Here is a 13,888-nt window from a genome sequence, read left to right on the forward strand (position 1 = left end):
AATAAAAAATGAAAAAGGCTCCTTATGAAGATAAGGAGCCTTTTTATTGATAAATTACAACATTTCAATTGGAAATTAGGTTTGTCTACGAGCTTCAAACTTTTGTTGCCACCATTCTGCATAGCTTTCTAAGCCAAGGTAAATCTGTTGGGTAAAGTCAGCCAATACATCGAGATCTTTAAGCTGATATGTGTGACTCTCTGCTAAAGTCTTGTGTTTAGCTGTCCCTTTTTTCCAAGCATCTGTAAGGCTCAAATCGTCTATTGTGAATAACTCTACACCCGTTAGTATGATAACAGTAGCTCGTTGAACCCTAGACTTTCTATCTATTTCTCTTCCCCATATTGCAAGTTTTTTTAATCTTTTAATTTCTCTATCGGATAATTTATTTTTTAAAGTAGAAAATACTAATACAGCTCCGTGATGTCTGATTGCAAGCTCTTGCATAGCCTGTATGTCTTTTGCAGTAAAAGCTTCCTTTGCAAAGCTTTTGGCTTCTCCAAAAACAAGCCTTGCTTGAGAATTCACATCGAAAGCTGAAGTCTGCTGTACCCAAAGAATGTAGTCAGCTTCTATTTTCTTTTGATCTGGATATGTTAGTTCTCGTCCTGAAGTCCAAGAAATTTTTGAAAAGTTAAAGTCTCCAACTATTTCAGAAAAAAACCTTAAACTAAGAGCTGCTGAATAACCTCCCTTTGCATAATTGGGTAGAGCGAATGGGCCAATTAGTCGGTATGCCCAAGTAAGGCTGTTTTTTGTATCAAGTTTAGGGAAGTCAAAATGTTTCATGCAAAGGTTGCACTGAACTGAATAATTCAACTTAGGTAAATCAAACCAGTTTGGGTGTCCGCAATGTGCACATTTCAATTCTGCTCCAATCTCTACCGCACCACTATCAACTAATTTTTGGAAACTGTTTGTCGCACTATAGCGATTAACAGGAGCACTATTCATTTTGTTTTTAAAGGCATTTACGTTGTCAGTTTTTGAGGACGGTTTCATTGCAATCTTATTAAGCCCATCAATGACTTTTTTACTTGTTAAAGCCCTTACCCCCCAAAAACCTCCTAATGTATCTATGATTTGGTGAGTAGCTCGACCTGCATCAGACTTTACCGTTGAAATGCCTTGCGTTTCCAACCACTTTGAAATGGCATCTGTACAAGAGTCTATCTCAATATAGTTCTTGCCAAGGGAGCTACGGGGAATAAGTACAAGGCCCTCTGTCGTAGACAGTGTGATCTCTCCTCCCATATAAGGTGTCGGATACTTCGGGTTACGGAAGTCTATCGGGAACACTGTATTTATAGCGTCTCTTCCCCAATTTCTAATTTGAATGACATTGGCCCACTTATGGTTTCCACTATAAGAATCCGCAAATTCAGGCATTAGAGCTTCTGCTTTTGTGAGTTTTTCTGTTTCAGAGACTAAGTACTCGTTGTCTTTCTCTTTTGCAACAAGAAGCGGCTTTTGTTCTCTCACAATACCTTTATATTGTTTAGCATCGAAAGATGGATACCAATTCTGTATACAGTTTGCGCCATCCTTTTCAACTCTAATATAGGTGTTGAACAGGTTTTCCACTTCTTCATTCTCTATACTGCGTGAAAACATCGCTGTAGGACGAATCATCACTCCATTTCTATTACCGGGAAGAGGTCTATAGTTTTGTATAATGAATTGCTTACAAAACTCGCTTAATTCGTCCAGCCAATTTTTGGGAATAGGGACTATTCTCTTGGGGTATACAGCCCTTAAATTCCAATAATCGATCAAATCATAAGGTTTATTAATATCAAAGACGAAAAGAGCAGGATCTTTATGATGATTTGGATAGCATTTAATTTGTGAGTTAGCCATCCCAAGTGCTGAACTCGTTCCTTTGCTATAAAACTCAGCTAATACATTTGCATCGAGGCATAACTCTGTTGGTGAAAACGTATCTTTAAAAACATCTTTGTAGTAGCCGTAATTTTCTCTTGAAGTGAAGCCACCGAAAATACAGCTAGCTACCATATCAAGTGCTGGTGTGTCGCCTTCAATCAAAGCTATGTCATGAGGATCTCTATGGCTATATTTATATTCAGTATCATATAAATACTGATATAAATCATATACATCCTGACCAAAATCTTTCCATCTATGCTCATCATTTTGTGCTATTAACAATTGATCAAGAGAAATAATTCGATTCTCGGCATAACCTGAATGGGCCGCCAATCCCTCTCCACACTCAACCAAAACATCTGGCTCAAAAAAATCAAGATAACGATTTAATGCATCTTTTGGTTTTTCTTTTAAAAACTCTGAATCTGACCACCATTTAGGCGTTCTATTGAAAACGGGAATAATTGGATTGTACATGCCTCCCCATAAACATGTGTTGATTTTAAAAATCTCTGAAATATTTTTTTTGTCATTGGGCTTTACTAAAAAGCCAAATCTTATTGGTCGTAACCTAGTTTTTATATTTATTGTTTTCATTGTAATCCCTACCTTGATTAGACTCTCTAATCATATCTCCCAAAATAAATCACTTTCTCTGCTGCCACAGGCCCTTTAGCCAAGCCTAGCCGCATAGCGGGTGTTTCTCTCTTATCATTTACATTAGTGTAGTTAAAGTAGACCAATCTTTCTTTCTCAAAAAAATACACCATAATCAAGTTAAGTACCTTAATTATAGTGTATTTTTCACAAATTTAAGCTTTTAGATCCACTTTAAGTGAACGGCTTGGTAACGAAGTTACCTCTTTTTTGTGCGCGAAACGGTGTTGCTCTTTTAAATTATCTTCAGTGCCTTGAGGGTTGCATGTGCTTTATCCACGCGCACATTCACCATTTCTTTGAATGAGGGGGCATGCATATTAAATGCAAAATAGTGCGTTCCTTGGGCGTTTTCTATTTTACCAACATACCAACCTAAGTATGTTTTTTTAGCAATAGGGCCTGTTCCTGTTTTAGCGTATAGCTGATACTCAGATGTACTTTGTTTTAAGAAAATAGCATCGAAAGTTTGGTAAGTTTGCTTGCTTAATCCAAGCGTTTTTTCGTCGAGTCGACGTAAGAATTCAATTTGTTCCATTGCCGAAATTTGCAGGCTTGAATTGAGCCAAAACTCGTCTAACGGACCGTTGATATCTTGGTTTCCATAGTTAAATTGTGACAAATAGGTCTTTATTTCGGGCTTGTTTAGTGAGTTGGTCCACATTTGGTATAAGGGTAGCACCGAGTAGCTAAATGCATCTTTCACTTTAATATCGTCACTTTGCCAAACACTCGGCCACCATTTCTGTACCGGGTATGCATGGGTATCAACTTTATAGCTTGTCTTAGTATCAATTTTTTGCTCTTCAAGCAAAATCAACGTATTAGGGATCTTGTATGTAGAGAAAGGGCTAAACGCACGCTCTGCCCGGGATTTATTGATGATTTGCCATTTATCTGTTTGTTCACTGTAAACCACCATGGTACAGCGTTGATCTTTTTGGCACCCCTCTTGGGAATAGGTGTAGTGAGAAGTTGAGAGCATTAACCCGTTTGCGAGCAGTGCACAGAGTTGAAATCGCATGGTTGTTCCTTGGATCTATTTTTATTGTGCGTGCAAATTACCCAGTGACAACTGACTTTACCCTGAACTGAGTACCTCTTTGACAATCCAAGTGCAAGAACAGTTGCCAGTTTTTGGACAAAGCCTGTTTATAACAGGGCTTTGTGTTGTATTCGAGAGCGAAATTGACTTGGAGTGCAGGCCTTTATCGCGAGAAATCGCCTGTTAAAGTTTGACAGGTTATTAAATCCGCATTGATCGCTGATCACTGTTATAGGTGCTTTAGAGCTGATCAGTAATTTACAGGCTCTGGCAATACGCAACTGATTGATGAATTCCGTGACCGTTTTTTCGGTGCGCTTTTTAAAGAATCGATGGAAGTGATTGGTACTCATGTGGGCTTGTTCAGCTAATAGATCCGCATTTAATTGCTCAGTATAATTTTCGTAGATAAAGTTGATCACGCGATCAAATTTATCTTTCGCCGGATCTTGTTGATTTGCGTAGCTAAACTCCATACTAGAAAGCGTGTCATAGTCGCTGGTAGCCATCAAATTGAGCATATTGAATAACAGTACATACCGCTCAAGAGGGTTAGCTTCAGCCATCTGGATAAATAATTGCTCTGTGGTTCTAGCTAGTTGCTCACTGAACTTTAATCCACACTTTGCCTTGTGCAGCAGGGTATGTAAACTTTCAAACTCTTTGTTGAGCCGCAGCTGTTGCTCTAGCCAAAGTGCAGGGATCTGTGCGACATATACTTTTTGCATACTGCCATCTTGGTTAGGTTTTGACTGCCATGTATGGGGGAGTTCAGGCCCTAATAAGACTAAGTCATAGTCACCAAATGGCGCAATATAGTCGCCAATATGACACACACCTTTACTGTTTAATGTGAGGCATACCTCATACTCTGGGTGATAGTGCCAATTGAATGGTATCTCATTTAACTGGTATAAACAGTATCGCCAAGAACAATTGGTTGAAGGTATGATTTTTTCGCACATCGCTCTCATAATATTGTCCTTAATTTTTGTTCTTTATGTGTTTTTTAAATACTTAACGAGCACATGTTGTAAGGTAATTATTCGACGACTAAACCTTTAAGCGTCATTACTCTTTGTTACATATATTTAAATACTTAATCACCTATGTAAAACGTGGTGATACATTTCAAATCAATCATAATACTTATCTATCCACTTCTTTTTCACCTCGGGATCTCCCATGCTTTTCAGGATTAATACCTAATAAAGGTTCATTTTTAGCGATGACAGCGCTGTTTATTGATAGATTTGTACCTGTATGAGATAGAAAATGCAAACATCTTGTCTCCCTGACTGCTCAAATATGTAAAGGTTGAAATTAGAGTTGTTAATTTTAAGTAGCATTTCTCGTTACGTGATTTATTCAGGCGCTCAGTACCCTTGGGCGACTAGGTCAAGGTGTTTACTTAGTTAATAAGCGTTGAGTTTTCTCTAATTTTCTTTTCAAAAACAGATAAAAAAATAAATCAGAGAGAAAAGTGATGAAACATAATCTATCTCCATTTAAACGGTCACGTGTGTCTTTTGCTGTTATGGCTGCTGTTCTGTCTGTAGGAGCATATGCAGAGGATGCAGGTGTTCAAGCAGAACAAGTTGAAGTTATCGAAGTCCGCGGGATCAGAGCTTCTACTGAAAGAAGTTTAAATACCAAGCGTTTTGCCGATGGTGTAGTTGACTCAATTACTGCTGAAGATATCGGTAAATTACCAGATATAACCATTGCTGACTCCCTGCAACGTGTTCCGGGGATCCAAATTCGTCGCAGTGCTGGTGAAGGTTCGACTATCAATGTACGTGGTATGCCCCAAGTAACAACCTTGCTTAACGGAGAGCAATTCTTAAGCGCTGGCTCTATCACTAAGGTGCAACCGGACTTCACAGATATTCCCTCCAGCTTGGTTGGCTCTATGAATGTAATGAAATCACCAACCGCAGACACGCTTGCTGGTGGTATATCAGGTACAGTTGATTTATTAACGCGTAAACCTTTTGACCTAGAAGAGGGGTTCAGTGGTGCTGCACTGGCGGAGGCATCCACTGGGTCATACTCCGAGGAGACGGATCCAAAGTTTATGGTGTCCGCAGGCTATAACGGTGATCGATTCGCAGTGCTGGCTACCCTGTCGTACGATGAGGCAAACCTTGCAAACTACCGCTATGGTTCTACTGATGATGGTTGGGCATATGCGCCATTTGAAAACCACGAAGAAGTGTCATGTTGGTTTTGTCCCAAACAGGATATGAATGGCGATGGGGATTCTGATGATGCCGAATTCACCTATGTGAGTTACGGTATTATGAACCGCTTTACTGAGCGCGAACGTCTCGGTGCGACGGTAAGTTTTCAAGCCCAGTTAAGTGATAACTGGACCTTCAGCAGTGACGTTTTTTACACGGATATGGATGATGCAGATCGTCACAAAGGGATCACAGCTGACAATGCGTGGGGCGGCCACTGGCACTGGCAAGATCAACACGATCCGATTAATCGGGGTGTGCTAGACAATGGCCACAACCTGTATACAGCGCAAGATATTACGCTCAATTCACCGCGTGTTGTGTCCCACTCAGAAAGTCATACCAACCAGCGTGAGTCAACTAACTTTAATTTTGAATTAGAGTTTAAAGGGGACGGTAACTTTTCCGGTAAAGCACGTTTTATTACTGCGGATGCAGAGCGCAGTCACACTGAAAACGTCGCCCAGGGTTACCTAACCAATGGTCTAGCGCATGGTTTACGAAGAAATGATGGTTCAGGTCCAATTGCTGTGAACCCGGGCGGGTATGGACCAAACCCTATTCCGATGCGTTTGAACTTCAAAGGCAAACACCCTTCACTGACTGGACCTAGTGAGCTGCAAGGTGAGGTATTTGGCTCCAATATCAATCGCTATGCTATTGTCTCTACCTATTCCGAAAATAACTATGATGAAGAAGCGAGTTTAGATGTTTTGCGATTAGATGGTGAGTATCAGTTTGACTATAAACACCTTGAAAAGATGTCTTTTGGCGTGCGAGTTGGTCAGCGTGACGTAACACGTGATCAGTTTGTTTTGCTCGCGCCTTTTTCCAATCCTGTGGGTGAGGGCAGTGTCAATGTCATGTGGAAAGATCAGGGATTGGCTGCATTTGACACAAATGGTGATGGGGAAGTCAGTGTAGTAGATGGCGATATTACCATGGGGGCTAATACACCATTTAACTTTACTAGTTTGCCTGCGGGTTGGGTGGAAAAAAACAGCGACTTTGGTCCAGTTAATTTAGGTGAATACTATTTTGTAGATCCGCGTCAACTTGATGACCCATTTGCATTTCAAAATGCACTGTATCCGGGCAATATCAGAGGCGGAGTGCCTGGAAGCTCTTATAAAATAGAGGAGCAAACGCAGTCTGTGTATTGGCGTGCCGACCTATCGAACGATTTTTATCGTGCTAATGTGGGCTTTCAATACATAGAAACCGATCTTGATATCGTACAAAACGAAGTAGGCGATTCCATTTGTACTAACTGTCCAGGTGAAGTGGCAAAAGATGTGGGCGACATTGTAACTGCGCGCTCTTACAGCGATTTTTTACCGTCTGTGAATGTGGCGTTTAACCTGAGAGACGATGTGATTTTACGTACATCTTGGGGTAAAACGATGACACGTTTGGATCTAAAGGCACTTGGTGGCGGTCTTACGATTAGTCGAGCTAGAGCGGGAGATGAGCTGGCTGCCAGCGAAGGGATCAGTCCAGATCTATTGATCGCAACTAACGCAACCATGCAAGGTAACCCAGATCTTGAGCCTTGGCGTGCAGAAAATACCGATGTGACATTGGAATGGTATTTCTCGCCAAGTGCGCTGGTTAGTGTTGCATTGTTCAACATTGATTTAGAGTCATTTATAGAGTCTGCACAGTGGCAGATCGCTGCTGAAGATGGCGATGGTGTGGTGCGTCGTAATGTCACAGTGAATGGCCAAATTAATGGTCAAGGTGGCACGATGGAAGGTGCGGAGTTTAGCTACCAGCAAGCGTTTGACTTTTTGCCTGGTTTTTGGAGTGGCTTTGGTGCCGCATTCAACTATACATATTCAGAAAGTGAAAGTGGTAAAGAAGGCTTTGGTGGAGAGCCATTACCGCTTGAAGACAACTCTAAAGAATCAGGTAACGCAGTATTATGGTACGAGCAATATGGGTTTCAATTTAGATTGGCTGCAAACTACCGTTCTAAGCGCTTGCATACGGTGTCAACACCAGGTGGTATGGGTAATATAGGTGTTTGGACTGAGCCGACGACTTATATTGATATGTCGGCAAGTTATGACATCAATGATAATCTTACGGTGTATATGTCGGGTAGCAACTTGACCGAAGAGTATGAATCACAATACGCGCAGTGGGAAGACAACCGTATGGCGCAAAATATCTATGAGCGTCGCTTTACTCTGGGTGTACGTGGTCGCTGGTAGCCACTAATTTCCTTTTCATTATCGCAGCATAAAGGCCTTAACGGCCTTTTTTTGTTAGCAGCACAGTAACTTCATATGATATTTCTTCGGTGGTGAAAATTGTAAAAACGCAATCTGCCCCTCTGAGTCTGAGAAATTAAACTTCAACATTTTATAATTGCATATACATCACGTTAATGCGTCAAAAATTGTTGATACTGGTGAGGCAATAAGAAAGGAACAATTGATTATGTAGAGTTGTGCAACCTGCGTGAATAGGTGCTCAGGCATGTCAAGCACAATCAAAGTGAGCGACGGCGGGACAGGCTATATTGCAAGGTTAGAGAGGGTGCCATCAAGAGGCGAGCTAAGGTGGTAAAATAGTTGAGAAGCCTCGGCATAAAATGGTTGGAGTTTATACCAATATTATAAATAAACTTATACTTCAAAATGTTATTGTTGAATCATTAAAGTATGAGGACGGAAGCCGTAGCTTAAAGTGTCGATTTCATAGTGTCAAAAAGCAACGAAAAGTATAGATGCTAACATCGTTGATTTATGCGTATAACCGGGTGAAAATAGCACAATATCTAAGGTGTGATCGGCGCTGATTTTACGCGAGAGTGAGCGTCACAAAGCCAACTTGATACCATATACAGCTGTTATAACTTTATTTTTTCTAATACATATAATGGGTAAATGTTACCTATATAGTGTTAATTTTCGAATTTGAATTCTTAAGTGTACTTTTAATCAAGCTAATCAACGAGCATATCCGCGCAACAGCCTCTGTCCGTCATGGTTATTATTTCAGACGCTATAATTAAAGCTATGTGTTAAATCAGTATTGAAATCAAGCCTTTCAATCATACCTATCGGTGCAAACAAGGTAACAGGAAATACTAACATACAGGGATTAGTTATCAGTTGTTGTTGGTGGGCTTGAATTGTATTGATAAAGGATTGAATAGTGCCGCAATATGAGGTTAATTGGCGGCACACTAACCTTATTTGACGAGTTAAGGTGATGGCGGATTCCCCTTGGATCATTTGTCTGCCAACAAACAGATCCTATTTTGCCATCGCCTTTTTATTAAATAAGGTACTAGTAATGAAGAAGAATTTGCCTGCGGTGCTTGTGGTTCTCGCGACGTTCTTTACGATCTCTTTTATCACCAATATTCTTGGTCCAATCTTTCCTGAATTGATAAAAAGCTTTGATATCGGCATTGCGCTGGCTGGCTTTTTTCCTTTTGCTTTTTTTGCAGCATATGGAGTGATGTCAATCCCCGCAGGTCTGTTAGCACAGCGTATTGGCGAAAAATTTGTCATGTTGATCGCATTTAGCTTAGCTGCCAGCGGCTCGCTGCTTTTTGCACTCTTACCCAACTTTGCATTTGCCATGTTTGCCCTATTTATGATTGGCAGTGCTATGGCATTTTTACAAGTCGCCATCAATCCTCTGTTGCGCCGCGCCGGTGGCAGTGAACATTTTGCCGTGTTATCTGTCGTGGCGCAGTTGCTATTTGGCGCTGGTGCGACCCTCTCACCAATTGTGTATATCGGATTAGCTGAGACGGCCCAAAACTCTAACTCTTTGATGAATGTTCTGGTTCCTGAACAAATGGAATGGCTAAGTATGTATTGGCTATTTGCTTTAGTGTGCTTGGGGATGTTGGCGTGGAGCACGCTTACTCGCTTTGCTGTTGCTGACGATGAGCTCGTGGCAAATTACACCTTAGGTGACTGTACGGCATTATTTAAGAATAAAACCGTTATAAAGTTCTTTTTTGCGATTGCAGCCTATGTTGCTTTGGAGCAGGGGATCGCGAATTCTATAGCAATTTTCTTACAGCAAGCTCATGAGCTAGATGCAAAAAATGTCGGTGCTAAAGTTGTGAGTCAATTTTGGCTTATGCTGACAATTGGTTGTATGGTCGGCTTGGTCTTGATGAAGTTATTTGACGTGCGCAAGGTATTGGTGTGGTTTTGTCTCGGTGCAGGAGGGAGTCTGATAACGGCGATATTAGGCTCTGCTGAACTGGCCTTGATTGCATTTCCTGCCACTGGGTTTTTCTTATCCATTATGTGGTCCGCGTTATTCTCTCTGGCGCTGAATTCTTTTGCTCAAGGACACGGTGCGATCGCTGGGATCCTATGTACAGGTATTGTTGGCGGAGCGGTGGCTTCGCCATTGATCGGAGCCGTGACGTACTTATCTGGCTCATTGACGCTCGCGCTGTGTTTACTATTTATTCCTTTGGGGTACATGGTTTATGTGGCAAATTCATCAAATCCATTGGTAAATAACCACACATTCCGCCTTTTTGAGAAAAAATCACCAGAGCAGGAAGCATAAGATGTCAGGAATGATTGTTTGTATTGACCTTGGTGGGACCAAAGCATTATGTGGTCTAGCAAAACAAGGTCGTGTAGGACAGGTAAAGCGCTACCCGGTGCCGGCCTCAGGCACAAAACAAGAAGTGACAAGTTATGTCATCGAACTTGTTCGAATGACGATAACAGCGGATTGCATCGGCGTAGCCATTGGGATCCCGGGGGTTGTAAACAGTGATACCGGAGAAGTATTTGAAGTAACAAATATACCTGCGTGGCGCGATGTTCTGTTGGCTGAGGAGTTAAGCCGACGGTTCCACGTTCCTGTTCTTGTTCACAATGATGTCAATTGTTTCACTTTCGGGGAGTATCGATTTGGTAATCATGGCAGTGATTTTATACCGTGTAAAAACATCTTGGGCGTTTGTCTAGGCACCGGGCTTGGTGCCGGAGTGGTGATTGACGAAAAGTTATATACAGGGCGATATGGGTTGGCAGGAGAGTTTGGCAGTGCGCCTTACCTTGGCAAAACCATTGAAGATTATTGTAGTGGCCAGTTTTTTAATCAACTGGGGACGGACGGGGCGTTTCAATATCAATTAGCCAAAGCAGGTAATGCAGAATCGTTACAGTTATTTGAGCAGCTAGGTGCGCACCTTGGAATAGCGTTTGCTCATATGCAACTCGCTTATGATCCAGATGTGATTGTATTGGGCGGATCAGTAACCCAAGCTTATGACTTATTTGGCGAACACATGCTGTCATCATTTACGCAGTATGAGCAGTGCAAACAATTGAATATTCGCGTGAGCCAACTTCCTCATGCTGCATTGTTAGGGGCGTGTGCATTGTTTGAGCAAAAATATAAAGTAGCTTCTCTTGAAATGGACTGTATCTAGATGCTTTTTGAAAAAGGTATGGTTGGCTAAATCGGGCAACCATACCTAACTCAAAGGAAGGGGAAACTAGTCGACAGATGTGATCACCGTATCAATGAGGTGGACCACGCCATTTGCAGTGTAAATATCTTTTTGGATCACATTCGAGCCCTCAATTTGCAAACCCGATGTAGGCAAGCTCACGTGTGACCAATTGCTGATTTCGCTGCCTAACATGTCCCCAGGTGCCGTGTCTGATGCAAATAGATAAAGCGGACGCCCCAAATAGGCAACTTGCATTTGATTGTCTTGGCGAGCAATCAAACTCAATCCAGGAATGTTGGCTATTTGCGCTTGTGTCGCTATCACGGGGGGCCAAGCGGTTGCACATGCGTCATTACACTGGCTCTGTGCAAAGCTCAGGTCATTATCAAATACATATAGCGTGAATCCCGCTTTTTCATGCCCTTTTCCAGCGACTAAAGCTTGCTGGCCTCCATCGTAAGCAACGGTATCAGCTTCGCTATCGGTTGTTCCTGCAAAGTCTACAACTCTGATATCCAACATGTTTTTTGCAACCGTTTCAACCTGTTTACCATTGAGTTTGAGTGCCATCATCGCTGAGGCTTCAAGTGCAAGTACATGTTGAGTGAGTACTTGAGTTAATCCTGTTTGATCAGCAAGAAGCGCATTGAGTGTGTCAGCTGGAATTTTTTGAAATGCGCGGTTGGTTGGTGCAAACACTGTTAACTGAGCATTTGTGTCGGACAGGGTATCAACCAAGTTTGCTGCTGTCAGCGCAGTGACTAAAGTAGATAAGTCATCGGTCTCCGAAGCCACTTGTGCAATTGTTTTGTCAGAAGCAGCTTTCTCAGCTGGTGGCATGATGACTTTATCCAACACATGAATAACGCCATTGTCTGCTTTCACATTGGTAGTTCTTATGACTGCGTCGTCAATGAATAGCTTACTATCCACCGTGCTTAGGGCCGCCATATCGGTATTGGCCATCGTAACCATATTGTCTTGAGAAGAAGCAATTGCGGCAGCTGCGTCTGACATCACACTCTGCCCTGACACAACATGATAAAGAAGTATATCTTTGAGCATCTCGGTGTCAGCGCCTAGCGCATCTAAAGTTGTTTGGCCGAGCGCTGCAAAAGCGGCATCTGTTGGCGCGAATACAGTAAACTTCACCGTGGGATCAGACAGGGTTTGGTCTAAACCTGTTGCACTTAATAAACTGATCAAGGTGTTGAATGATCCTGCACTGGAGGCTACTTCAGGGATGAGGCCAAGAGATTCGGGTACTGTCACATCACCAACAACAACGGCATCCAATACATGAATAATGCCATTTGACGCATGTATATCAGTCTGTGTGACTTTTATGCCTGCGAATTTTAGCATGTCAGCGGCCGAGTCGATGGTCACGCTTTTTTGGTTACCCAGCAATGTGGTTGCATTTTTACCATTAAGTGACATAGCGGTTATTGCATCTACACTGCCAGAGATGATGTGCTGTTTTAAAATATCACCAAGGACATCAGGGTTAGCCAACAATGTGTTAATTGTGCTTGTGCCGAGTGCTTCAAAAGCGGCATCGGTGGGCGCAAAGACTGTGAGCGGATCTGGGCCTGTTAACGCGTTAGTGAGACCAGCGGTTTCGACCGCCTTCAATAAGGTAGTAAAGTTACCTGCTTGGGTTGCAACTTCTGCAATATTTTGGGTTGGTGTTGATTCCACAGGTGGCATGAGCACAGCGTCAATAACATGTATTATGCCATTGTCGGTTTGGATGTCTGTTTGTGTAACAGTCGCTGTGTTGATCAGCAAACTTTCACCAGATAGAGACAGTGCTATTTTTGCCCCGTTTACTGTGTCGGTTGTTTGTCCTGCTAGAGATAGCGCAGTTTCCGCATTCACCTCAGAACTGAGGACATGATAAGTGAGAATTTTACTGAGTGTATCTGTATCGGCTAGCAGGTCATTGATGGCCTGCGTGCCCAATAATTCAAAAGCAGCGTCGGTGGGTGCAAACACGGTAAATTTGTTGTTTGTATCATCTAGTGTTGCATTTAAACCCGTCGCATCAAGCGCTGCAACTAAGGTTGTGAATGATCCAGCGGCTTTTGCTGCATCATACACCGAGTTTTGAGGAGGGTGTGGCTGTGTGGTAGTGACAGGGTCGTCATCATCTGAACAAGCAGAGAGTAGCCCAACAACGGCAACAATAGCCAATTTTGCAAGTACTTTCACGATCATCTCCATTGGAGTGGTTAATTTTCCAGCAATACGGGCTTGGTTAAAATTCAGATCAGGCATTGCAATTATAAAAAATTAACTTTTTTAAATTTCATTACCGACAAAGCCAATGTTTTAAGTGAGTTGTTTTTAATCTACCCATATGAATTTATTTGATATTTATTTTTAATCTGCCATGTTCAAAGTTAATCTAAACCGCGTCTAAAAAAAGATAAAAAATTTTAACCTAAATATAATAATGAATGTAACTCAGCTGTATTTTGTACACTTTAAGTTTGGTTACTATTGACTGAAACAAGGTGAGATTTGATACCGATAAAGTGCACAAGTACCATACCTGAACTGGTGTACTAAATGAGTTCTAGATTAGTGCGCTGTTGG

General features: G+C 41.9%; 7 protein-coding genes. 3 read left to right on the top strand and 4 right to left on the bottom strand.

Annotated features, from left to right (window positions below):
• Nucleotides 1–75: 75 nt before the first annotated feature.
• The 3 genes from QNM18_RS13590 to QNM18_RS13600 form a co-directional block, all read right to left on the bottom strand.
• A complete protein-coding gene (locus tag QNM18_RS13590) occupies nucleotides 76–2,484 on the bottom strand; it encodes a hypothetical protein (RefSeq protein WP_284137531.1) in 2,409 nt (802 codons plus the stop codon).
• Nucleotides 2,485–2,779: 295 nt separating this feature from the next.
• Nucleotides 2,780–3,568 (bottom strand): penicillin-binding transpeptidase domain-containing protein, encoded by a 789-nt coding sequence (locus tag QNM18_RS13595; protein ID WP_284137532.1) that lies wholly within the window; start codon nucleotides 3,566–3,568, stop codon nucleotides 2,780–2,782.
• A gap of 128 nt (nucleotides 3,569–3,696) precedes the next feature.
• Nucleotides 3,697–4,563 carry an AraC family transcriptional regulator gene (locus tag QNM18_RS13600; RefSeq protein WP_211011655.1) on the bottom strand — a complete coding sequence of 289 codons (867 nt, stop codon included), beginning with the start codon at nucleotides 4,561–4,563 and terminating at the stop codon, nucleotides 3,697–3,699.
• A gap of 512 nt (nucleotides 4,564–5,075) precedes the next feature.
• Here QNM18_RS13600 and QNM18_RS13605 point away from each other — a divergent pair.
• From QNM18_RS13605 to QNM18_RS13615, 3 genes are all read left to right on the top strand, one after another.
• Nucleotides 5,076–8,048 carry a TonB-dependent receptor gene (locus QNM18_RS13605; RefSeq protein WP_211011654.1) on the top strand — a complete coding sequence of 991 codons (2,973 nt, stop codon included), beginning with the start codon at nucleotides 5,076–5,078 and terminating at the stop codon, nucleotides 8,046–8,048.
• Between the two features lie 1,090 nt (nucleotides 8,049–9,138).
• Nucleotides 9,139–10,386 (top strand): MFS transporter, encoded by a 1,248-nt coding sequence (locus tag QNM18_RS13610; RefSeq protein ID WP_284137533.1) that lies wholly within the window; start codon nucleotides 9,139–9,141, stop codon nucleotides 10,384–10,386.
• A gap of 1 nt (nucleotide 10,387) precedes the next feature.
• Nucleotides 10,388–11,263 carry an ROK family protein gene (locus QNM18_RS13615; protein WP_284137534.1) on the top strand — a complete coding sequence of 292 codons (876 nt, stop codon included), beginning with the start codon at nucleotides 10,388–10,390 and terminating at the stop codon, nucleotides 11,261–11,263.
• 66 nt (nucleotides 11,264–11,329) lie between these two features.
• Here QNM18_RS13615 and QNM18_RS13620 read toward each other — a convergent pair whose 3' ends face one another.
• A complete protein-coding gene (locus QNM18_RS13620; protein ID WP_417714814.1) occupies nucleotides 11,330–13,507 on the bottom strand; it encodes a fasciclin domain-containing protein in 2,178 nt (725 codons plus the stop codon).
• Nucleotides 13,508–13,888: the final 381 nt, after the last annotated feature.

Origin of the sequence: Pseudoalteromonas obscura (assembly GCF_030135505.1) — a bacterium.
GTDB classification, from domain to species: Bacteria; Pseudomonadota; Gammaproteobacteria; order Enterobacterales; family Alteromonadaceae; genus Pseudoalteromonas; species Pseudoalteromonas obscura.

Bases quoted from the DNA above. Each gene is read 5' to 3' on its own strand.
- QNM18_RS13590 (WP_284137531.1), bottom strand. From the start codon at position 2,484: ATGAAAACAATAAATATAAAAACTAGGTTACGACCAATAAGATTTGGC.
- QNM18_RS13595 (WP_284137532.1), bottom strand. From the start codon at position 3,568: ATGCGATTTCAACTCTGTGCACTGCTCGCAAACGGGTTAATGCTCTCA.
- QNM18_RS13600 (WP_211011655.1), bottom strand. From the start codon at position 4,563: ATGAGAGCGATGTGCGAAAAAATCATACCTTCAACCAATTGTTCTTGG.
- QNM18_RS13605 (WP_211011654.1), top strand. From the start codon at position 5,076: ATGAAACATAATCTATCTCCATTTAAACGGTCACGTGTGTCTTTTGCT.
- QNM18_RS13610 (WP_284137533.1), top strand. From the start codon at position 9,139: ATGAAGAAGAATTTGCCTGCGGTGCTTGTGGTTCTCGCGACGTTCTTT.
- QNM18_RS13615 (WP_284137534.1), top strand. From the start codon at position 10,388: ATGTCAGGAATGATTGTTTGTATTGACCTTGGTGGGACCAAAGCATTA.
- QNM18_RS13620 (WP_417714814.1), bottom strand. From the start codon at position 13,507: ATGATCGTGAAAGTACTTGCAAAATTGGCTATTGTTGCCGTTGTTGGG.